The sequence below is a fragment of the Microcystis sp. BLCC-F209 genome (assembly GCF_041928595.1).
GTDB lineage: Bacteria > Cyanobacteriota > Cyanobacteriia > Cyanobacteriales > Microcystaceae > Microcystis.
Window position 1 is genome coordinate 15,912 of sequence record NZ_JBHFLL010000006.1, and the last position, 21,646, is coordinate 37,557.

At 43.7% G+C, this 21,646-nt stretch carries 15 protein-coding genes; 8 read left to right on the top strand and 7 right to left on the bottom strand.

Annotation, left to right across the window (positions count from 1 at the left end):
* Positions 1–12 precede the first annotated feature (12 nt).
* From ACE1AQ_RS00245 to ACE1AQ_RS00260, 4 genes are all read left to right on the top strand, one after another.
* A complete protein-coding gene (locus ACE1AQ_RS00245; RefSeq protein WP_008198432.1) occupies positions 13–1,140 on the top strand; it encodes an ABC transporter permease in 1,128 nt (375 codons plus the stop codon).
* Between the two features lie 140 nt (positions 1,141–1,280).
* A complete protein-coding gene (locus ACE1AQ_RS00250; RefSeq protein ID WP_110545242.1) occupies positions 1,281–2,507 on the top strand; it encodes a glycoside hydrolase family 10 protein in 1,227 nt (408 codons plus the stop codon).
* Positions 2,508–2,930: 423 nt separating this feature from the next.
* Positions 2,931–5,810 carry a UPF0182 family protein gene (locus ACE1AQ_RS00255; protein WP_110545240.1) on the top strand — a complete coding sequence of 960 codons (2,880 nt, stop codon included), beginning with the start codon at positions 2,931–2,933 and terminating at the stop codon, positions 5,808–5,810.
* Positions 5,811–6,770: 960 nt separating this feature from the next.
* A complete protein-coding gene (locus tag ACE1AQ_RS00260; RefSeq protein WP_149037214.1) occupies positions 6,771–7,799 on the top strand; it encodes a hypothetical protein in 1,029 nt (342 codons plus the stop codon).
* 98 nt (positions 7,800–7,897) lie between these two features.
* Here ACE1AQ_RS00260 and ACE1AQ_RS00265 read toward each other — a convergent pair whose 3' ends face one another.
* Together ACE1AQ_RS00265 and ACE1AQ_RS00270 are read right to left on the bottom strand one after the other, a co-directional pair.
* Complete coding sequence (locus ACE1AQ_RS00265) at positions 7,898–8,110, bottom strand: hypothetical protein (RefSeq protein WP_374807630.1); 213 nt, start codon at positions 8,108–8,110, stop codon at positions 7,898–7,900.
* 123 nt (positions 8,111–8,233) lie between these two features.
* Positions 8,234–8,962 (bottom strand): GDSL-type esterase/lipase family protein, encoded by a 729-nt coding sequence (locus tag ACE1AQ_RS00270; RefSeq protein ID WP_008198446.1) that lies wholly within the window; start codon positions 8,960–8,962, stop codon positions 8,234–8,236.
* Positions 8,963–9,191: 229 nt separating this feature from the next.
* Here ACE1AQ_RS00270 and ACE1AQ_RS00275 point away from each other — a divergent pair, with 229 nt between their 5' ends.
* The 4 genes from ACE1AQ_RS00275 (at position 9,192) to clpB (ending at position 14,244) form a co-directional block, all read left to right on the top strand.
* Positions 9,192–10,085 (top strand): methylenetetrahydrofolate reductase, encoded by an 894-nt coding sequence (locus tag ACE1AQ_RS00275; RefSeq protein WP_008198449.1) that lies wholly within the window; start codon positions 9,192–9,194, stop codon positions 10,083–10,085.
* Between the two features lie 119 nt (positions 10,086–10,204).
* Complete coding sequence (locus ACE1AQ_RS00280; RefSeq protein ID WP_002781238.1) at positions 10,205–10,513, top strand: hypothetical protein; 309 nt, start codon at positions 10,205–10,207, stop codon at positions 10,511–10,513.
* A 22-nt stretch (positions 10,514–10,535) separates the two neighbouring features.
* Positions 10,536–11,021, top strand: a complete 486-nt coding sequence (locus tag ACE1AQ_RS00285) for a GNAT family N-acetyltransferase (RefSeq protein WP_008198452.1) — start codon at positions 10,536–10,538, stop codon at positions 11,019–11,021.
* Positions 11,022–11,583: 562 nt separating this feature from the next.
* Positions 11,584–14,244, top strand: coding sequence for an ATP-dependent chaperone ClpB (gene clpB, locus ACE1AQ_RS00290; RefSeq protein ID WP_039899596.1), 2,661 nt, complete (start codon positions 11,584–11,586; stop codon positions 14,242–14,244).
* 120 nt (positions 14,245–14,364) lie between these two features.
* Here the strand turns inward: clpB and ACE1AQ_RS00295 are convergent, their stop codons facing one another.
* The 5 genes from ACE1AQ_RS00295 to ACE1AQ_RS00315 form a co-directional block, all read right to left on the bottom strand.
* A complete protein-coding gene (locus ACE1AQ_RS00295; protein ID WP_110545238.1) occupies positions 14,365–14,892 on the bottom strand; it encodes a zinc ribbon domain-containing protein in 528 nt (175 codons plus the stop codon).
* A gap of 157 nt (positions 14,893–15,049) precedes the next feature.
* A complete protein-coding gene (gene acsF / locus ACE1AQ_RS00300; RefSeq protein ID WP_002752007.1) occupies positions 15,050–16,126 on the bottom strand; it encodes a magnesium-protoporphyrin IX monomethyl ester (oxidative) cyclase in 1,077 nt (358 codons plus the stop codon).
* A gap of 761 nt (positions 16,127–16,887) precedes the next feature.
* Positions 16,888–17,700, bottom strand: coding sequence for a UDP-3-O-acyl-N-acetylglucosamine deacetylase (gene lpxC / locus ACE1AQ_RS00305; protein ID WP_008198503.1), 813 nt, complete (start codon positions 17,698–17,700; stop codon positions 16,888–16,890).
* A gap of 99 nt (positions 17,701–17,799) precedes the next feature.
* Positions 17,800–19,785, bottom strand: a complete 1,986-nt coding sequence (locus ACE1AQ_RS00310; protein ID WP_232306125.1) for a BamA/TamA family outer membrane protein — start codon at positions 19,783–19,785, stop codon at positions 17,800–17,802.
* Between the two features lie 431 nt (positions 19,786–20,216).
* Entirely contained in the window at positions 20,217–21,095 is an 879-nt protein-coding gene (locus ACE1AQ_RS00315; RefSeq protein WP_110545236.1) for an Hpt domain-containing protein, read from the bottom strand.
* Between the last annotated feature and the right edge of the window lie 551 nt (positions 21,096–21,646).

Below are 21,646 nucleotides of genomic sequence, written 5' to 3' on the forward strand. Positions count from 1 at the left end.
ACCTCATCGCCTATGGACTGGTGGCACAAACTCAAAGATAATCCTCTCGCTCGTTGGGGAGCAGTTTTACTGTTAATCTTCTATTTAAGCGTAATGGCGGCGGATTTTGTCGCTCCCTACTCTCCCTACTCCTCCCAACCCGGTCAGTCTCTCCTACCCCCCACCGAAATCTTTTGGCGCTCCCAGTCGGGAAGTAACAAGGGTGAGTGGATTGGCCCCCACGTCTATCCCACCAGTCAAAGTGCTATTAATATAGAAACTGGTGAGCGGAAGCTAATGAGAGATTTTAACAACCCCTTGCCGCTGCGTCTCTTTGTTCAGGGTGAAACCTATAATTTCGGTCAAATTCGCCTACCTTTGCCGCCAAAATGGCAGGAAGTAACTTTATTCCCCGGTATCCCTTTTGATCTCCATCTGTTCGGGGTGATCGGCGATGGTAGAATCAATATATTGGGAACTGACGAATCGGGACGCGATAGTTTTAGTCGCCTGATTTTCGGAGGCAGAATTAGTTTATTTATCGGTTTGGTCGGGATTTTAATTTCTTTCCCTATCGGTTTATTTGTCGGTGGCATTTCTGGCTATTTTGGCGGTTGGTTAGATGGTATTTTAATGCGTTTTGTGGAAGTTTTAATGACTATCCCCGGCATATATTTACTCGTGGCCCTAGCGGCCGTTTTACCCGCAGGATTAACCAGCACCCAGCGCTTTTTATTAATCGTCCTGATTACTTCTTTTATCAGTTGGTCGGGATTAGCGCGGGTAATTCGCGGTCAAGTTTTATCCCTGAAAGAACAGGAATTTATTCAGGCAGCCAAAGCTATGGGAGCAAAACCCCTTTATATTATTCTGCGTCATGTGCTGCCCCAAACTGCCAGTTATATCATTATTTCTGCTACGTTAGCCGTGCCGGGGTTTATCGTGGCCGAATCGGTTTTAAGTTTAATTGGTTTGGGAATTCAACAGCCAGATCCTAGTTGGGGAAATATGCTTTCTCTGGCTACCAATGCCTCAATTATTGTTCTACAACCCTGGTTAATTTGGCCGCCTGCTTTGTTAATTATTCTCACCGTTTTAGCTTTTAATTTACTCGGTGATGGTTTACGCGATTCTCTAGATCCTCGCAATTTAGAGAGATAATTTAGTTATTTTAGCAGTCAGGAGGCGGTCGGCAGGAGATTATTTTTATTTATTCTCCCTTCTCCATTCTCCCTTCTCCCTTCTCCCTTTTCCCCAATTCATAATTCATAATTTATAATTTATAATTCCCACTTCCCATTATGAATAGAATCAGTAAAACCTTTAATAATTTCGCCGATAGTTTGGTGATTTATAGTCAAAGATACGGAAAAATAAGCTGGTTAATATTTTTAATTATCTTTGCTTGTATCATGACGATAACCTTTAATTATCCCGCACAATCCACCAATCAAACCCAAGAAAACCCCGAAATTCGTGGAGTTTGGTTAACTAATATCGATAGTGAGGTATTATTTAACCCAGAAACCCTAAAAGATGCCCTTGATAGGTTAGCCGATTTAAACTTTAACACTATTTATCCCACGGTCTGGAATTGGGGTTATACACTCTATCCTTCTAAGGTAGCAGAAAAAGTCACGGGACGAGTGATCGATCCCCATGAATCTTTAAAAAATCGCGACTTTTTAAAGGAAATAATTAGCCAAGGTCATCGGAAAAAATTAAGAATTATTCCCTGGTTTGAATTTGGTTTTATGGCTCCTGCGGATTCAGAATTAGCCAAACGACATCCCGATTGGTTAACCCAAAGACAGGATAAAAGCGTAATTTGGTGGGAAGGAAAAGTGCATCAACGGGTGTGGTTAAATCCCTTACATCCGCAAGTACAAAACTTTATTACCGATTTAGTCAGCGAGATTATTACTAACTACGATATAGAAGGAATTCAGTTTGATGACCATTTTGGTTATCCCGCCGATTTTGGCTATGATGAAACCACAATTAAACTCTATCAAAGGGAACATTCGGGAGCATTACCACCGCAAGATTACCAAGATAAAGCATGGATTCAATGGCGGGCCGATAAAATTACTGACTATATGAATAGTTTAGCCCAGACGATTAAAAAGCAGCAACCTAAAGCAATTATTTCCCTATCTCCTAATCCCTACACTTTCTCCCTAGAATCCTATCTTTTAGATTGGCAAAAATGGCAGCAAAAAAACTTGATTGATGAATTAATAGTGCAAGTGTATCGAACTGATATGAACGCCTTTGACTGGGAATTATCCCAACCAGAATTACAGCAAGCTAGAGAATCTATTCCCGTAGCTATTGGGATTTTATCTGGTTTAAAAGGTCGTCCGATTCCGATGGTTAATATTACTCAACAAGTGGAAAAATCGAGACAAGAAAATTTTGGCGTTTCTTTCTTTTTCTACGAAACTTTATGGAATATGAGTAATGAATCTCCTTCCTATCGACGCAGGATTTTTCGGGAAATACTCCAGTCTGCTAATCCTAGCTAAAATGGCTGACTTTAAGCGAAATTATTGCCCTAACCTGGCTATAGTTTCTTAAGTTTATCTTTAAATTAAGAAAAAGCAGCAGGGAGAGACGAGAAGGCTGCATCTCATTTTTGTCAATCTACTGAGTTGGAATTTTTAAAGGGAAACTCTCTGCTAAAATTAGTCATTACTTCTGATTTTATCACTCAATCCAAGCCTTTGGGGGGTAGAACCCCCCAAACCCCCCGTTGGGGACGCAAGCGCCGTCCCCAAACCCCGGAGCGCATTAGTTTTTCGGTGGGATGCTTACACGCAGCTGCTGATATATTTGTAATAATTTAAGAGTCACTGACTAATTGCTGATTTTCCGGATTTCTGTAAATGTGAGATGCACCCGACGAGAATCGCTAGAATAAAAAAAGACTCTCCCTTATCACTTTATTTATGCTGATCAGACATAACCGAAGCTCGATCGCTAAACCTATTTTACTTTTTCTCGGCTGCCTTGTGATCGGGCAGTTGGGGGTATTAGTGGTAGCCAATAGCCTCTGGTTTACCGAGATGGGTTATTTAAACACTTTCCTGAAGCAATTATCTTGGCAACTAGGATTAGGTTGGGGAAGTGCGATTCTTTCTTTACTCTTTATTTTTACAAATTTACGTTTAGCCCAGCGTTTTCGTTGGCAAAAACCCCAGGAAGATAGTTATCCTCTTAGTCCTCAATCTCCTAGTATTAATTTACTCGGCCTTTTGATTATCGCAACGGGAATTGGAGCTTGGATCGGGTCAATGTTATTGTATTACAGTAAACTAGCCCTCAGTCTCTGGACACCAGATTTTAATCTCCCTAACCTCAGTTCTTCCCTAAGTTCTCCTCTGCAAATAGTTTGGATTAGGCAAGTATTAACCGATATTTCCAGTAATCTTTGGCAAGGGGTAATTATCGCTTTTTTAGTCTTGGGATTATTAATTAAAACCGAGTATTTTTTGCGAATAATATCTATAGTATTCACTGTAACGCTATCTTTCATTATTGCTGGGCAGTGGGCGAATTTTTTAAAATATTTTTATGGTGTTCCTTTCAATATTAACGATCCTCAATACGGGAATGATTTAGGTTTTTACATCTTTCAATTACCCCTGTGGCAGTTACTAGAATTATGGCTCAGTGGTGTGGGAATATATACTCTTTTTGCCGTTAGTTTAACCTATCTTTTTTCAGGTGATAGTCTTTCTCAGGGAAAATTCCAGGGGTTTTCCCGTCCGCAACTGCGTCATTTATACGCTCTGTGGAGTGGGTTAATGGGGCTGCTAGTATTACACCATATTATTCAGCGTTACCTGCTACTTTATTCTCCCGAAGGAGTAGTTTATGGTGCAGGTTATATCGATGCTCATGTTGGTCAATTTATTGAAATTATTCTGGGAATTATTGCAGCAATAACCTCTATATGGTTAGGAGAAAAAGCATTATTTGGTAAAATAAACCGTCGCAAATTACACAAAATCGCCAAGAAAAAGTTGTTATTTTTCCCCTACTTAGTTCCTGTATTTCTATATTTAATTGTTTGGATCAGTGGCACAATTATCAGTGGAGGATTACAAAGAATAATCGTACAACCGAATGAATTAGTGAGAGAAAGACCCTATATTGAAAGAAGTATTCAATCCACAAGAGCGGCTTTTTCCTTAGATAGAATTGATGCCCAAGTTTTCGATCCACAGGCCGAATTAAATGCCGAAGTTTTAGAGAGAAATCATCTAACTATCGATAATATTCGTCTTTGGGACACCAAACCACTGCTAGAAACTAACCGACAATTACAGCAAATTCGCTTATATTATAAATTCCCCGATGCTGATATCGATCGCTATCGAGTGCGAGTGGGAGTGCCTGAAAAAATCGAGGAACGTCAAATATCGGAAAAACAACAGACCATTATTGCCGCTAGAGAATTAGATTATAGTGCGGTTCCCACTACTGCTAATACTTGGGTGAATAAACATCTCGTTTATACCCACGGTTACGGGTTCACTCTTTCCCCTGTTAATTTAGTCGCTGCCGGGGGTTTACCCTACTATTTTGTCAAAGATATCGGCACAAATAAAGACGAAGGGGCCCTGCAAACCTCTAGCGAATTAATTGATTATAGCATTCCCATTGGTAAACCCCGCATTTACTACGGGGAATTAACTAATAATTATGTGATGACTCCCACCACTGTAGAAGAATTGGATTTTCCTAGCGGGGATGGAAATGTCTATCATACCTACGATGGTAAGGGAGGGATCCTAATTGGGAAGGGGTGGAGACGTTGGCTATTTGCCCTTTATCTGCGGGATTGGCAAATGTTATTTAGCCAAGATTTTACTCCCGAAACTCGGCTATTAATGCGTCGTGATATCCAAAATCGCGTGCAAACTATCGCCCCTTTTTTAAATTATGATCGCAATCCCTATTTAGTAGCGGCAGATGTGGGCGATAGTAGTAGTAAATTACATTGGATTATCGATGCTTATACTATCAGTGATCGCTATCCCTATTCTGACCCCGGGAAAGATAAATTTAACTATATTCGCAATTCGGTGAAAGTGGTAGTGGATGCCTATCATGGAACGGTGAATTTCTATGTTGCCGATGAAAATGATCCAATTATTCAGACGTGGAGTAAAATCTTTCCTCATCTCTTTAAATCTTTAGCAGAAATGCCGAAAACTATCCGCAGTCATATCCGTTATCCTGAAGATTTATTTAGTACCCAAGCGGAAAGATTATTAACCTATCACATGACCGATCCGCAAGTATTTTATAATCGGGAGGATCAATGGGAAATTCCCCTAGAAATTTACGGCACGGAACCCCAGGCTGTATCACCCTATTATTTAATCATGAAACTGCCCGATGCCGACAAAGAAGAATTTATTCTCCTCCATCCCTATACTCCCTCTAGTCGGCAAAATTTAATCGCTTGGTTGGCAGCGCGTTCAGACGATAGAGAGTATGGTAAGTTATTACTCTATCAATTTCCTAAACAAAGGTTAGTGTACGGACCGAATCAAATTGAGGCTTTAATTAACCAAGATCCAGATATTTCTCAACAGATTTCCCTTTGGAATCGAGACGGTTCTAAAGTTTTGCAGGGACACCTATTAATTATTCCCATTGAACAATCGCTGCTTTATGTAGAACCTTTGTATCTAGTGGCAGACCAAAATAGTGTCCCGACAATCGCTAGAGTAACAGTTGCTTATCAAAATAAAATTGTCATGGAACCAACCCTGAAGGAAGCTTTAGAAAAGTTATTCTCAGGCCATCAGAGCTAAATTGCCGCTAATTGGCCCCAAATTAGCTAGAAAGCTGATGCTGGTTCCAGAACGATCCTCAATCTACAAGAATTTCCTAAAGAATTTCCCTTGGCAAATTCTTATAGATTGAGAAAGATAATAACTGGACTTCCCCCATACAGAAATACTAAAAAATCAACAAAACTCTTACTGCATGAAGCTTCTCAGAAAAAATTGACAGGCGGCTACTGGATATATTTCCCATTGAAAAGGGCCGTACCGTTGACTATATCTAAGGTTGGCTGAATAAATCTAAAAACCTTGTTGGATAATATGTTTAGGCTTTTTTGAAATCAAAAAGTGCTACCCCTTCCAGTGATCGGGGGGAAAAATTAGGCACTTTTTCCCTGAAAATTAGGTAATTGACCCCCTGAAAATGGGTAAAACCCCACACCCGTTCAGACCTCGGACGTTCGGCGAGACTTCGGGGTGAGCTTTTGTCGAACGCTCAGTCGAGCCGCGTGAGCTTTTGTCGAACACTGAGCTCATGGCCGAAGCCCACACTCTGCCCCCACGAAAAACTTTTTCAGCAAGCCCTATCTAGAGTGGAGCGATTCCGTAGAGTTGGCTATATAGCGATCGCCGACCTGATTGTAACAGATAGTGTCATTAATCTCTAGAGTCAGCGATTCCCTCTTTAGTCGTGTTTTTGAGCGTTTTCTGCCCCGAAACAAGCTATAATGGTCGAAAGTCCAAATTTAAAAATCCTGGACTCAAACCCTATTTGCGTAAAGACTTCAGGATTTTGCACTCAGTAGTTCATTAGTGTTATATTGCTTTAACTCAGGCTCTGTAAGACTTTTAGCCATAGCTAGTATGTTTATCCAGCGCACTATGTCTCCTCAACAGCTACACAAAATTAACATAAACTTCTGGGAACATTCAGCATCATTAAGGAATATCATCGGCCCTGACTTGAACACAGGAATTCTATTGCTTATGATGACTACATCTTATCGAACCGTTTTTTCAGTCGTTTTGGGTACTGGGGTAGTTTTCGGACTTAGTACTTCAGTTCTTGCACAAACCACCACCTCCTACAGCATTACCCACGGTTTTAGCTTTAGTGTCGGGGGAAACACGACTCCTCTCGTCCGGGGATTCGACGGGGGAAGTGCTTTTGCTTTCTCTCCTTACGTCTCGCCACCGGCAGCATTCTCCAGCTATGTGAATCTCTCCTATCCCCTCGGCCCTCCTTCGACCCGTTTCGACTCCGTGAGTGTTTCCAGAGGGTTGGCATCGGCTACCGCTAGTTCCTATACGCAGATCAATAGTCTTGGAGTCGGAACAGTATCGGGATTGATTAATGCTTCTGGGACAGCGAGCGCTTTGGAACGCGGGGAAACGGCTTGTGCTAATAGTTACACCGGAGTGACAGCCCGACAAAGAATCCGATTACCTTTCGGAGGCGTGATCTGGGGTCCGCGATTCAAGTTGGATTTTGTCCGTGGGAGCGGGTGTGCGGTAGGCAAAGACCCGATTAAATTTACCGTCACCGATCCCGATACGGGGGCGATTCTGAACTCAGGACAGTTTTTAGATATTACCAGTACGGGTGATGGTACTGTCAACTGGGATGATGATTCCCTCGATTTTGCTATTAGCGACGGAACCTTCAGCATCGACCTTAATAGTCCTTTTATTCCTGATAACCAACGAGGCACTTTGTTGCTCAAAGTTCAGGGAGGCATCATCACCGATTCCCAGGATTCGGGAATTTTTGATGGTTATTTGCCTCAAATTGGAAGTTCCGGTACTTTCTCGGTCTCTGGCTCCAATTTCAAGCCCGATCTTACCTTTGACTACGATCTAGGAGATTTCGGTAAGGAGGTCGATCTGGAACTCACCGCCGACGGTGGGGCGATTCCGGTTCCCGAATCCTCAACGATGAACCCGTTAAGTCTGGGCATTTTAGGGCTGATTTTCCTGGTAGGGAAACGATTCCGGGGAAGTTTTTCCAAGAAGTAGCGGCCTTTGACACTGCCGTTGCCCAAAGGCAAGGGGATTCTCGGTTCACGGAGATTACTTTCTCAGAATTACTTCTGAGAAAGTAATTGACAAAACCCTTACTGCATGAAGCTTCTCAGAAAAAATTGACAAGCAGCCACTGGGTATATTTCTCCTTGAAAAGGGCCGTACCGTTGACTATATCTAGAGTGGAGCGATTCCGTAGAGTTGGCTGTATAGCGATCGCTAACCTGATCATCGATGTCATTAATCTCTAGAGTCAGCGATTCCCTCTTTAGCCATGTTTTTGAGCGTTTTATGCCCCGAAACAAGCCATAATGTAAGACTTACAGCGTTTCTCAGCTCTGGAGTTTAGACTAACAGGGTTTGACCGGTTTCTTTACCGGCTCTTCTGGTTTCTGTAACGCCGCTAGATCCACTGATAACAGAGGACATCACTTTTGTGCAATTCCTGTGAACGGTTGAATAAAACCATCCACACCGACAAAGGAGGTGAGGGGCGACCAGTTTAAAATATCCTCTAAAATTGATTGATAGCCTTGCACATTGGGATGAAGTCCATCTTGCATTAATCTTTCTTGGCACCACAGATCACCCCGGTTCATCCAGAGATCAAATAAATCCAGATAGGGAATATTTTGCTCTAGACAAGCTTGTTTAGTGGTTTCTTTAAAAGAATACTGATCGCGATGGTTGAAGTAAAAGCAATCTAAAAAGGGCATTTTCCGCTCATCCACGGGAATCATGCCTATAAACAAAACCGGACAAAGAGAACGGGCCCTGCCGAGTAAATGTTCGATTTGAGTTTGAAAAAGATCGTGATCGGTATAGGTACGACCATCGGGCCGGCCTAAACGGGCTGTATCATTAACACCGACGGAGAGAAGAATCAGGTCGGGGAGACGATTGCGAATTTCTCCCCTGAGACGAAATTCCTGTTCTAAACGTTCGGACACTTGTACCACTCGATCGCCGCGAATCCCCAAATTATACAGGGCATGACCGGCACTTTCCATCCACAAACGACGTAGGCGCTCGGCCCAACCGCCACCCACGGGGTCGCCATAGCCATAAACAAGGCTATCTCCTAAAGCGACGATTTTGAGGGGATGGGTCATGATTACGGCTTTGTCTTTAGTAGGTAAACGAGAAAGAGTTTGCATGATCGCTCGATCGAATCGGTTGTTCTTTACACTTGTAAACGAATTTGGTTAAACTGTCCGTGTATTATACTACATTAGAAAATTTTTCCTGCCAGTTAACTCATCTGATATCAGCCAAGCACTGGCACTGACCAGTATAAAGCACGCAGCCCGATGATCATTCCTTGCCTCCGAGTCATTTCCGGGCTAAATCTGCTATAAAATTTATGGTTAAAACCTAGATAACTCGATGACTACTCGTTTACAACGCGCGGTTCAAGACCAAGAATTTTTGATTACAGCCGAGATTACTCCCCCGAAAGGTGGTAATACCAGTCATATGCTAGAAATGGCCCTCTGGCTAAAAAATCGTGTTCATGCGGCTAATATCACCGATGGCAGTCGCGCCGTAGTGCGAATGTCCTCTCTGGCTGCCTCCGCTATTCTCTATCAACACGACATCGAACCCATCTGTCAAATGGCCTGTCGCGATCGCAATGTGATCGGATTACAAGCAGATCTCATGGGCGCTCATGCTTTGGGATTGAGAAATATACTAGCTTTAACCGGAGATCCCGTCAAAGCAGGAGATCATCCCAAAGCTAGGGCAGTTTTTGACCTAGAATCGGTACGTTTGTTAAAATTAATCGATAAATTAAATAAAGGTTTTGACTTTAACGATAAATCTTTACCTGATGGACCCCTAGAGCTTTTTGCCGGGGCTGCCGTCGATGTGCAGTCAAAAAGTTGGTCTGGTCTTCAAAGCCGTTTTGAGCGTAAAATCGAAGCGGGAGCGCAGTTTTTTCAAAGTCAATTAGTTACGGATTTCGATTGTCTTGATAAGTTCATGCAACAGGTGGCCTCCCTGGCCGATAAACCGATTCTAGCGGGGATTTTTCTGTTAAAATCAGCTAAAAATGCCGTATTTTTAAATAAAAATGTGCCAGGGGTACAAATTCCCGATCAGATCATTCAAAGACTCGCCGACGCACCCCATCCCCTCGAAGAAGGCATCAAAATCGCCGCCGAACAAATAAAATTAGCCCAGCAGTTATGTCAAGGTGTCCACATCATGGCGATTAAACGGGAGGATTTAGTCCCAAAAATTCTCGACGTGGCTGGTATCCCGCCAATACATAACTAAGATGAAAAGTCAATAGTTTTTATAAAAAATTAACTTTCATTTTGACTACTGGTCTTTTGACAAGAATTCTACCCCTAACCTAGTATGGTAAGGCTCAAAGCATCTTCGGGTTTAAAAGCATGGATTCCAATCTAGGTCAAGAAAAAGAGAATAGTTGTGGTAATTCCGGACGAAAATGGTTGTCGATCGGTATTGCCCCCACTGGTATAATTTCTATTGGTATTGTTCCCATGGGCGTTATTTCCATCGGTATTGTTCCTATGGGAGTAGTTTCCATTGGAACCGTGGCCATGGGGACAATTGCAGCCGGTTTTGTGTCCATGGGACTTTTCAGTATTGGTAGCGTTGGGATGGGATTAAATAACGGTCATTTTTCCAATCTTAATTCTCCCCCTGCTGAATCTCCCCATAAACATCATCAGCATTAAAATCAAGATTTGACTAGCAATCATGAATTATTCCATCCGTGCTGCCGTTGCTACCGATGTCAAGGCTATTTTTGACTTAATTGTTGCCTTAGCGGCCTATCAAGAACTCAGCCATTTAATGACAGGAAATAGTCAAGCTTTAGGCGAGCATTTATTCGGAGAAAAACCCTACATCGAAGCATTGGTGGCGGAGGTAGAGGGTAAAATAGTCGGTTTTGCTCTATTTTTTGCTAATTATTCCACCTTTCTGACTAAACCGGGGATTTACCTCGAAGATATCTTCGTTTTACCCGATTATCGCAGTCAAGGGATCGGGAAAGCTTTACTAATGGCTGTGGCTAAAATTGCCGTCGCTAGGGATGCAGGACTTTTAGAATGGACTGTCTTAGAGTGGAATCAACTGGCGATCGATTTTTATGGAAAAATGGGGGCTAAGGTCTTCAAAGAGTGGCAAATTTGTCGCCTCACCGGGACTGCTTTAACCCAATTGGGTAATAGTGATAAATAAGTCAGTCCCGATGCAACAAGTTACACCGTCAAGCATGAAAATATTCTGATCCTAAATCCGGTTATTAAAAACTGATTATTTATTCCCCCTTTTGCAGGAGTGCCTCTCCTGATATGTAACCTATACTCGACGGATTTAGTATTACTTCAGATCTGATTACTCAATCCAAGCTTTTGGGGGGTTCTACCCCCCAAACCCCGGAGCGCATTAGTTTTTCGGTGGGATGCTTACACGCAGCCGCTGACGCATCTGTAATAATTTGAGAGTCACTTCACTCGCAGGAGTGCCTCTCCTGATATGTGGCCTATGCTCAACGGATTTAGTATGATTGACGAATTTGCCTTATTTCAGCTTCTATTTTCAAGTCAGGAGATAGGAGTCAGGAGATAGGAGATAGGAGACTTTTTTATTTATTCTCCCCACACCCTACACCCCACACCCTACACCCTACACCCCACACCCTCTTTCCAGTCAGACCCTTTGTCGAGTCTGGAACTTTGTGATCGATCGAGACTCCTTGCTATACTATACCTCTGACACTGGCTTTCCTCATTGGTGCAGAATGCAACCCACAGACTCGAATAAATTTACCGAACAAGCTTGGGATTCGATCGTTAAATCGCAAGAAATTGCGCGACGCTTCAAAAATCAGACCTTAGAGGTGGAACACGTTATTATTGCCCTCCTAGAGCAGAATAACGGTCTAGCCACCCGGATTTTACAAAAAGCTAATATAGAAATTCCCCGACTGCAACAACAGCTAGAAGTCTTCACCAACCGACAGCCAAAAGTGGCCATCGTCGATCAATTATACCTAGGTCGTGGTCTCGATCTGCTGCTCGATCGAGCGGAAGCATCCCGGGAAAGTTGGCAAGATAAATTTATCTCCGTCGAACATCTTCTCGTCGGTTTTGCCGAAGATGAAAGGGTTGGCCGGAAATGTTTACGCACTTTCAATCTTGACCCCCAAGATTTAGAATTAGCCATCAAAGCGATTCGCGGTACTCAAAAGGTTACTGAACCCAATCAAGAGGAAAAATACGAAGCTTTAGATAAATATGGCCGGGATTTAACAGCGGCGGCCAAAGAAGGCAAATTAGACCCGGTTATCGGTCGCGATGAAGAAATTCGACGGGTGGTACAAGTCCTCTCGCGACGGTCTAAAAATAACCCGGTTTTAATCGGTGAACCGGGGGTAGGAAAAACCGCTATTGCTGAAGGATTGGCCCAAAGGATTGTTAACGGAGATGTTCCCGAATCTTTGAAAAATCGTCAGTTAATTTCCCTCGATATGGGAAGTTTAATCGCTGGGGCAAAATATCGAGGCGAATTCGAGGAAAGATTGCGGTCAGTCATGAAAGAAGTGACCCAATCAGAAGGGCAAATTATTCTCTTTATCGACGAACTACATACTGTTGTCGGTGCGGGTTCTAGGGAAGGAGGATCGATGGATGCGGGCAACCTATTAAAACCTATGTTAGCCCGGGGAGAATTGCGCTGTATTGGGGCGACAACTTTAGATGAATATCGCAATCATATTGAAAAGGATCCCCCTTTAGAAAGACGTTTTCAACAGGTTTATATTAAGGAACCTTCCGTGGAGGATACTATCTCGATTCTCCGGGGTTTAAAAGAACGTTATGAGCTGCATCATGGGGTGACAATTACCGATTCGGCCCTAGTGGCAGCAGCTACCCTATCCCATCGTTATATTAGCGATCGTTTTTTACCGGATAAAGCGATCGATTTAGTCGATGAAGCGGCGGCAAAATTAGAGGTAGAAAGTACCACTAAACCCGCCGATTTGGAAATGATAGATCGTCGCTTAATGCAGTTACAGATGGAAAAATTCTCTTTAGAAAAAGAGGAGAAAAAAGATCGAGCTTTTCAAGAGCGTTTAGAAAGAATTATCGAAGAAATTGAGGAATTAGAAAGTAAACAAAAGCCTCTCGCTGACCAATGGCAAACAGAAAAACATATTGCCGAGGAAATTAAATTATTGCGAGAGGAAGAAGAACAATTGCGCCTACAGGTGGAACAGGCGGAACGAGCTTATGATCTCAATAAAGCGGCCCAATTAAAGTATGGCAAACTGGAAATTTTACAAGGGGAATTAGAAGCAAAAGAAAAAGAACTAGAAACGATTCAAGTTGCCGGGGCAACCCTATTAAGACAACAGGTAACTGATGCCGATATCGCCGAAATAGTTGCCCGTTGGACAGGAATTCCCGTCAATCGTTTAATGGAATCGGAACGACAAAAATTATTAGAATTGGAGTCTCATTTACAGAAAAAAGTGGTCGGACAAAATGAAGCGGTCACGGCAGTAGCAGCGGCGATTCGACGCGCACGCGCAGGAATGAAAGATCCCTCCCGTCCGATTGGTTCATTTCTATTTATGGGACCCACGGGAGTGGGTAAAACCGAGTTAGCGCGGGCCTTGGCGGGGTTACTGTTCGACTCCGAAGAAGCCATGGTTCGCATCGATATGTCGGAATACATGGAAAAACACGCGGTTTCGCGGTTAATCGGCGCGCCTCCGGGTTATGTGGGTTACGAGGAAGGGGGACAACTATCGGAAGCGGTGCGTCGTCGTCCCTATTCTGTGGTTTTATTGGATGAAGTGGAAAAAGCCCATCGGGATGTTTTTAACATTTTATTACAAGTGCTTGACGATGGGCGCATTACCGACTCTCAGGGGCGAGTGGTGGATTTTCGGAATACGATTATCGTCATGACCAGTAATATTGGCAGTGACCATATTTTAAATGTTTCCGAAGATGCCGATTATGAGGAGATGCGGAAACGGGTTTTAACAGCTTTGCGGAGTCATTTTCGTCCCGAATTTTTGAATCGTATCGACGATTTAATTATTTTCCACACCCTGAAAAAAGAAGAATTGCGTTACATTGTTCGTCTGCAATTACAGCGTCTGGAAAGATTATTAGCAGAACAAAAAATCAATCTGGAATTAACCGCAGCAGCAGAAGACCATATCGTTACTGTTGGTTACGATCCCACCTACGGTGCGCGACCTTTAAAACGCGCTATCCAACGGGAGTTAGAGAATCCTTTAGCCACAAAAATTCTCGAACAAGCTTTTATGGAAGGGGATACGGTGGTAATTGATTGTCTGGATGAAGTTTTAAGTTTTAGCAAAAAGGAGCTAGAAAAGGAAGAGCCAAGATTAGAATTAGCCGTGGTTAACCTCAGTTCGGATTAAAACCAGACAGGGGGTATGTTCCCCCTCTGCGGATCAATTTAGCCAATATAGACAAAATTTTGCCACAAAAGGCCTTGTGAATCTAGCTAAACAGGTTTTACCTATCTAGCTCACTGCCTATTACTGTAACTGATGACCACAGCTACTACAAAAGCGATCAGTTGCCGCTACTTTTGCCCCGCATTGACTACAAAATTGCGTTTTACTGACGGTTTTTGTGTCTCCCATACTCATTTTCATATCTCCCATTTGCATTTCCATGGGAGCAAAATTCATCGACATATTACCCATTTTCATCGGTTGCATCGGTTGCATCGGTTGCATTGGTTGCATCGGTGAGGAGGAGAAACTGGTAGCAGTGGTCGATTGAGAGGACTGAGAAACTCCAGAGGTATGAGGAGAGGAAAAACTGATACTGCTTCCTTGAATTTGGATTCTGTGGGGTCCGGTTTCGGTGATAATTTCAATAATTGCCCCTTGGGGAATTATCTCTATTTGGGGTTCTTGTGTCCAAACTCCCGTAGCAAAACTACTGCTAGACTGCTGTTGTTGTCCCACAGCACCACTAGCGAGAGTTACAATCGTCTGCAGCCCTTGATTATCGAGATAGAGACGTTGTCCTGTGGGTAATTCACTATAAATAGCCATATTTTTGACAGGAAAAAGTAAAAAGTAAAAACCTAGTTAACACCCCTGGGATCCAGTCTAGCGAGGATAGAAATGTTAGAGGATTTTCTTAAGAATTTTATCGACAAAAAAAGGGTGGTTTTACCCACCCTCACCATGTCTCAAGAAAACAAACTTTTTAACGGACGCTACCGGCTAATTTATCGACCCGAATCGGTTTCATCAGGTACAATTTGAGAAATTGCCAAGCGTTAGAGGCGAAGATCGGCAATTTCTTCAGGAATTTAACTGGTGCGGCACTGTTTTCGCTATCGATCGCCCGTAATCCCTCGTTATTGCGAACACAAATCTCTAGGCGATCATAAAATTCAGGACTATCCACATCAAGAACAATCGGGAAGACGCGGCCTGCGGTTTCATTGGTCTTCTCGATTACATACTTATCGTACTCGCGAGCGTCCAAACCGAGAATGGCGTAGAAACCGGAACGCTGAGTATCATTGAGATACATCGTAGCGAAGACCGAAAGCAGGAAGAAACGACACCAGAGACGAGCGCGCCAATCATTAAGAATATCAGGCTGCGCGCGCATGATCGCATCGAAGAAGTCCCCGTGACGGTTTTCGTCTTGACACCAATTCTCGAAGAAGTTAAAAATCGGATAAACCCGATCTTCGGGATGTTGTTCGAGATGACGATAAATGGTGATATAACGCCAATAACCGATTTTTTCGGAAAGATAGGTGGCGTAGAAGATAAATTTCGGTTTAAAGAAGGTGTAGTTACGGCTTTTGGTTAAAAATCCCAAGTCAAGGGAGAGGTTAAAATCCGATAAAGCCTTATTAAGGAATCCAGCGTGACGCGCTTCGTCCCGGGACATGAGGTTAAAGCATTCCGCGAGGACGGGATTTCTGTTTTTTAAACGTCTGCCGAGTTCTTTGTAGAGAAGAAAGCCGGAAAATTCGGCCGTGCAGGATCTTTCCAGAAATTCCACGAATAAGCGGCGAGTTTCGCCATCAATATGCTCCCAAGAGCGATCGAATTCTTGATTGCGAACGAAGTGATGCCGGTTATAATCGGTACGGAATTCCTCTAAAATCGCTTTCAGTTCTTCCTCGTTAGCGGCGATCGACATTTCCGCCATCGCTTCAAAATCAGTGGTGTAGAAGCGGGGAGTGAGGATCGTTTCTTTAGCGGGAACTTTTATACCCGGACGGATTTCCTCGAATTCTGGTTTTTGGATCGTGCTGACCATAGGGATTATTGATTTTACTCTGGGATGATGATTGAGACGAGTAAAGGCTCTGACTTGATAATGACGAGCCGTGAAAAAACGGCTAGGATTCACTATAGCAAGCTCTCAGCCCTAGACTCCCTTCCTGTTCATTAAAAGTTACAACTCTTAATTAAGCTGTGTGAACAAACGCGGCTTTTTCCCTGGGAGTCTTGACAAATGTTCGGGGAAGTGGGGTTTGTTTAGTGATCGGTAAACAGTCATCGGTAATCGGTGAACTGAAAACCCATGGAACGAACCACAGAGGCACAAAGGACACAGAGATCGATCACTACTATATAAGTTAAACTTATCACACAAAAAATAAGAGAGCCAACAAGGTTTTTGGCAATATGCTAATCTGGCTAACAAGCTTTTGGGGGTGATATAGGGGAAAGTGCGATCGGTATCGCTGTAGGGTGCGTTCCCTAATGCAAGTCCTACTGCTCCACCGATCGATTTTGGGGAACGCACCATGCACATTTATTGAAACTGTGGGTTAAAGTGCGATGCTGCTCTGGTGGGTTGAGTTCCGGATTGGCAACCTGTCACCGAGCAAACCCGACGGTGTTGGAATGATTCTGATAGCTGACGGCTGATAGACAAGGGTTATCAATGCTAGGATAAAGGCTTGAGTAGAGAACGAGCGAGCCAAAGCCATCTCATCGACAGAAGTAAAAACCCCGCCTCTAGACAGCCCCACTTCCCACTCCCCTATACCTTTTAAACATAATTTAGTATAATTAACCCTGAATTGTTTTGGCTAATTGAACGTGGAGTTTATGACTGGCTTTAAAAGCCATGTAATGAGCAGTGGGAATGGTTCCCAGTAAACTCAAATCACCAATTAAGTCCAATAATTTATGTCTTACTGGCTCATTATCAAAGCGTAAAGGAGGATTTAACCATTGATTTTGATCGCAGATTAAAGCATTTTCTAAACTGCCTCCTTTAATTAAACCAGCCTTTTGCAGATACTCAATTTGATCGGCAAAACCGAAAGTCCGAGCATCTGCGATCGCATTTTGAAAACTTTCTTGATTAGGACTCCAACTATACCATTGATTACCGATCGGTTTATAAGTAAAATCGATGCCGTAGGTAAAACGTAATTCAGGGGAAGGAATCGCCGCCACAAAAGCATCCCCTTCGTACAACCAAATCGGTTGAGAAATGGTTAAATCTGATGGAGAAAAAGAGTTATTTAAACCAGCATTTTTGATCGCTTCCACCCAGATTTTGGCCGAACCATCAAGGAGGGGAATTTCCGCACCATCCACCTCAATGCGAGCATCCTCTACCCCCAAAGCGGTTAAGGCCGCTAATAAATGCTCAACAGTTCTAACCTTTGCTTCTCCTCGTCCCAATTCTGTTGATAAAGTCGTTTGGTAAACCGAAGAAACTAGAGCGGGAATAATCGGTTGATTGGCTAAATCTCTACGGACAAAATAACGTCCTTCTCCTGGATTTGCCCCACAGACGCGCACCCGGGTTATCTCCCCCGAATGTAGGCCAATTCCCGATAATTCAAATTGTTTAGCGATAGTAGAAACCATAATTATCAAGTAATAAAGCTTTTATCAGTGAACAGCAAAAATAACTAAATTCATCGATAACTGGTAACTGGTAACTGATAACTGATAACTGATAACTGATTAGAATCGTTCCCCGATACCGAAATGAATACGAGAACTACCATCGACATTAAAACCGTAGTCAACCCGAATTTGGCCGACGGGAGATTGTACCCGAACACCTAAACCGTAACCGAGACCAGTACCGGGTAAATCCCGGACAATACCGGGTTGACCGGGGACATCACCTTGGGAACCAATAGTAGTGCCGAAATCGACAAATAATGCCCCTCCGATAATTGCCACAATGGGAAAACGATATTCGGCCGTCGCTTGGAAATAACTGCGACCGCTACCCACTTCTCCCTCAGCGTAACCCCGTACAGAGTTACTACCCCCAACAATAAAAGCATCGTAGGGGGGTAAATCGCCTAATACTGTCCCTGCTTGCACATTAAAAGCTAGGGATTGCTGACCTTTAAAAATATCGGTTTCAAAGAGATTAAAGGAATTAATAAACCGAACGGGGATAAAGTAACTGTAACTACCCCGAACACGAGTGCCGAAAATACTGCCAGAACCGACGGGGATAGTTTGTTCCAAACCTAGACGCAGGAAAGAACCACTGGTGGGTTGCAGGGGATTGTCGCGAAAATCTTGAATAGCGCCAATATTGAGGGAAAGTAGATCATCAGTCCCAGAGGAACTAAAAGACAGTTGTTGACTGCCAAAACCGTTGAGGGGTGCAGACAAGGGGGAGATGTCACCATTGGCATTCTGCACCTGTACCTGTTGATAGTTAAAACCTAGGGAAACCACCCATTTTGGTTTTGTAAAAACATCAGGGGCCAAAGGACGGACAAAAGTAATACCGCCACCCGTGCGGACGATACGGGGACTATCATTATCGTTAAGGGTCCGAATTGAGGAATCTTCCCCATCATAAACTAGAGAAATCGACTGTCGCCGGAAAACGTTGACCGTGTAGGAAGTGCGGAAATTATCCGTGGCAATCCAAGGATCGGAAAAACTCAGATCGAATAAAAATTCCCGTTCCCCTAACTGAACTTCTGCCCCCAAAGTTTGGTTATTACCGCCAAAATTGCGCTGTTGATAGCTGACAGTACCGAATAGGCCCGCATTCGAGCTAATACCACCCCCAGCGGCCACGGAACCGGTATTACCTTCCACCACATCAACGTTAACAATCACCTCCCTTGGGTCGCTGCCGGGGGAAAAAGACAGACGCACATCCTCGAATAAACCGAGACCGAAAACACGCTGTAAATCCTGTTGGGCCGTATTGCGGTTAAAAATATCCCCCGCTTTTAGGCGCATTTCCCTAGTAATGATAAATTCTCTGGTTTTACCGTTGACTGGTTCCTGTTCAACGTTAAAGTAGCGTACTTGAATTTTTTCGATTAAACCTTCGGAAATGACCAGAATCACCCGACCATCGGGAGTTACTTGCGGCGCACCGATTACCTGGGCTAGATCATAGCCGTTTTTGCTGTACCAGTCATTGATTTTTTTCACCCCCGCCTGTAATTCCCTCAAATTCAGGGTTTTGCCGTATTGACCGGCGAAAATTTCCTCGACCACCCCAGCAGGTAAAATCGATTTGTCCACGGTTTCCGGGGCGATTTGAATCTGTACGCCCTGAAAAACGGGGTTAGGCTGCACCTCAAAGGTGACTCGCACCCCTAGGGGCGTATCTTGGGGAACTGCCCGCACATCGGCAAAAAAACCCGTGGCAAAAACGGCGTTAATGTCTTCTTGCAGTTGCGATCGAGTCGCACCTCGTCCTGGTCGGGTGCGAATGGTATTATAAACTAGATTTTCTAATTCCCGATCGCCCCCCTGTACTACCACTTCAGCCACCAAAACTCGCGACTCCTCGGCCTGCGCTGGTGGCGCTGTTGGGGGAGTTTCTACAGGGCTTGGTGTTTCCGTCGGGGTTTCCGGTGCTGGTGCCACGGGTGGAGTAGTTTCTGCCGTCGCCGGGGGAGACTGTACTATCTCCTCGACAGGTGAAAAAACCGTTGGTTGCGGTTTTTCTTCGGCCATGACCGTCCCGTGAAATAATCCGAAAATAGCCAGCAGCAGGGCCAGCGAGGAATATCGCCCCGAAAAATTGAGATTTTTAAGCACTTCCACACACCCACTAACACCATTATGGTTTTGTTTGTTTTCTCTGCCCGAGAAATTTAACGAACGTTAAAACTCTAGCAGATCGCTTACTCTCAGTAAATCCCAGCTTGACCGGTGACTCAAGAGATACTGCATCGGGTCTGATATTGGTCAGCCGTCAGCATTAAGTTTTTATCTTGCCATATCTTAGCTTTTTCTGGTTTGGCTCTATCCCAATTCCCCCTCTGGGATTATTGCCACCTCGGTTGGCCCACAATCAATTACATATCTTCCTAACTCACCAAAATTAAAAACAATTATGTTTATTCTCCTGGGAATCCCCCACCTTATTTACGCCTGGGCAGATGTCAACGTCTCGTTTGTAATAACTGTACCAGTTGCGAGACCTGTTGCCGATTGAACATTTGCAGCAGGGTACTAGCTACCAATTCCGGTTCTAGGGTAATCAGGATTTGTGGTAATTTGGCGGTGGCTAATAATTGCAATTCTTGACTGACGGTGATTTCTTCCCCGCGACCCCATTCTAATAAATCACTGGCTTGTTTTAATTCTTTAATAATAACCGGGGCGAGAGTGCGGTAGGAATGTTTGGGGTTAGCCAGGGCAGATTGGGCATTTTTAACTAAATATTGCCAGTTTTGCTGTTCCGAAGCCAATTGAGATAGAGATAAAGTTAATTTTTGTAATTGCTGACGGGAAGCACTGGTTTCTTCCTGTTTGAACAGTTGTAACATCTGTTTGAGGATAGCTCTGACGCTCATGGAGATAGAAGACGCTGCCGCAATAGCTGGAGTAGATTTTTTTTGGTCGAGAAGATAGTTAAGATGGGCCTGCAATTCGGCAAAAGTCGGTTCACCTTTTTTAACCATAGCGTTAGCTTCTTCGGCTTGCAACCCTAATGGACCGGGCAGCTTATCGATCAATGTCTGCAGCAGATCATAACCCTTGAGGAACAAAGATTCTAATTTTTGATCCACTTGCAGGGGATTTTCTTTCAGTATTTTGAAAGCATCCTCAAGACGGTGAGCAGTTTTTTGGATACTGCCATAACCTAACATGGCCGCCCCCCCCTTGATCGAATGGGCGGCACGAAACATCTCGTTCATCTGTTCAGTATTGTTGACCAGATTGCCTAGGTCTAAAATCCCCTGTTCCAAAGTTTCTAGGTGTTCTTTTGCTTCTTCGATGAAATAGCCGAGAATTTTCTGAGCGTTAGCGGAGTCCAAGGTCTTATCCCCCTTATCACGATGCTGTCTAGTCCTAGATTGCCCAGTTTTTCAGGAAATATATCAGTTATCAGGCAATGGCTAGGAAAACTGGCCCAGACGGACACAAGCTTGGTTCAAAAGCCTGGCCCCAAAGGTTCTCAGCTTCTCTTGCTCAAAATAGATCTAGCAATGGCAGGCAAAAAGCTAAAGCAAGAATCGGGAACAGGAGCAAGCTGACTAGAAATTGTTATTGATAAGTGGTGGCTGAGTTGTTGACTATAGGCAACAGACAACGCCAGAACATTAGGTCGTCCTCCAGAGATGATGCCAAATCCCCTCATACTCCAGCTTGCTCTTGCTCAAAAACCTCGTCACCTCCATCAAGGGCTAAATTAGAACAAATTTACTAAACAAAAATACCCGACCAGAAAAAGCTTAAAAGCTGAAAGGCTTACGTAGCAAGGGATAGAAAAAAGATCAAAAAATTTTGCCAAAAGGGGTTGACAAACCTGGGGAAGTTAGATACATTGGTAAATGCGCGGTTGAAGCGAAGCGAAAGCGAAGCGAAA

Coding starts and splice junctions, on each gene's coding strand:
- ACE1AQ_RS00245 (WP_008198432.1), top strand. CDS start 13: ATGGACTGGTGGCACAAACTCAAAGATAATCCTCTCGCTCGTTGGGGA.
- ACE1AQ_RS00250 (WP_110545242.1), top strand. CDS start 1,281: ATGAATAGAATCAGTAAAACCTTTAATAATTTCGCCGATAGTTTGGTG.
- ACE1AQ_RS00255 (WP_110545240.1), top strand. CDS start 2,931: ATGCTGATCAGACATAACCGAAGCTCGATCGCTAAACCTATTTTACTT.
- ACE1AQ_RS00260 (WP_149037214.1), top strand. CDS start 6,771: ATGATGACTACATCTTATCGAACCGTTTTTTCAGTCGTTTTGGGTACT.
- ACE1AQ_RS00270 (WP_008198446.1), bottom strand. CDS start 8,962: ATGCAAACTCTTTCTCGTTTACCTACTAAAGACAAAGCCGTAATCATG.
- ACE1AQ_RS00275 (WP_008198449.1), top strand. CDS start 9,192: ATGACTACTCGTTTACAACGCGCGGTTCAAGACCAAGAATTTTTGATT.
- ACE1AQ_RS00280 (WP_002781238.1), top strand. CDS start 10,205: ATGGATTCCAATCTAGGTCAAGAAAAAGAGAATAGTTGTGGTAATTCC.
- ACE1AQ_RS00285 (WP_008198452.1), top strand. CDS start 10,536: ATGAATTATTCCATCCGTGCTGCCGTTGCTACCGATGTCAAGGCTATT.
- clpB (WP_039899596.1), top strand. CDS start 11,584: ATGCAACCCACAGACTCGAATAAATTTACCGAACAAGCTTGGGATTCG.
- ACE1AQ_RS00295 (WP_110545238.1), bottom strand. CDS start 14,892: ATGGCTATTTATAGTGAATTACCCACAGGACAACGTCTCTATCTCGAT.
- acsF (WP_002752007.1), bottom strand. CDS start 16,126: ATGGTCAGCACGATCCAAAAACCAGAATTCGAGGAAATCCGTCCGGGT.
- lpxC (WP_008198503.1), bottom strand. CDS start 17,700: ATGGTTTCTACTATCGCTAAACAATTTGAATTATCGGGAATTGGCCTA.
- ACE1AQ_RS00310 (WP_232306125.1), bottom strand. CDS start 19,785: ATGGCCGAAGAAAAACCGCAACCAACGGTTTTTTCACCTGTCGAGGAG.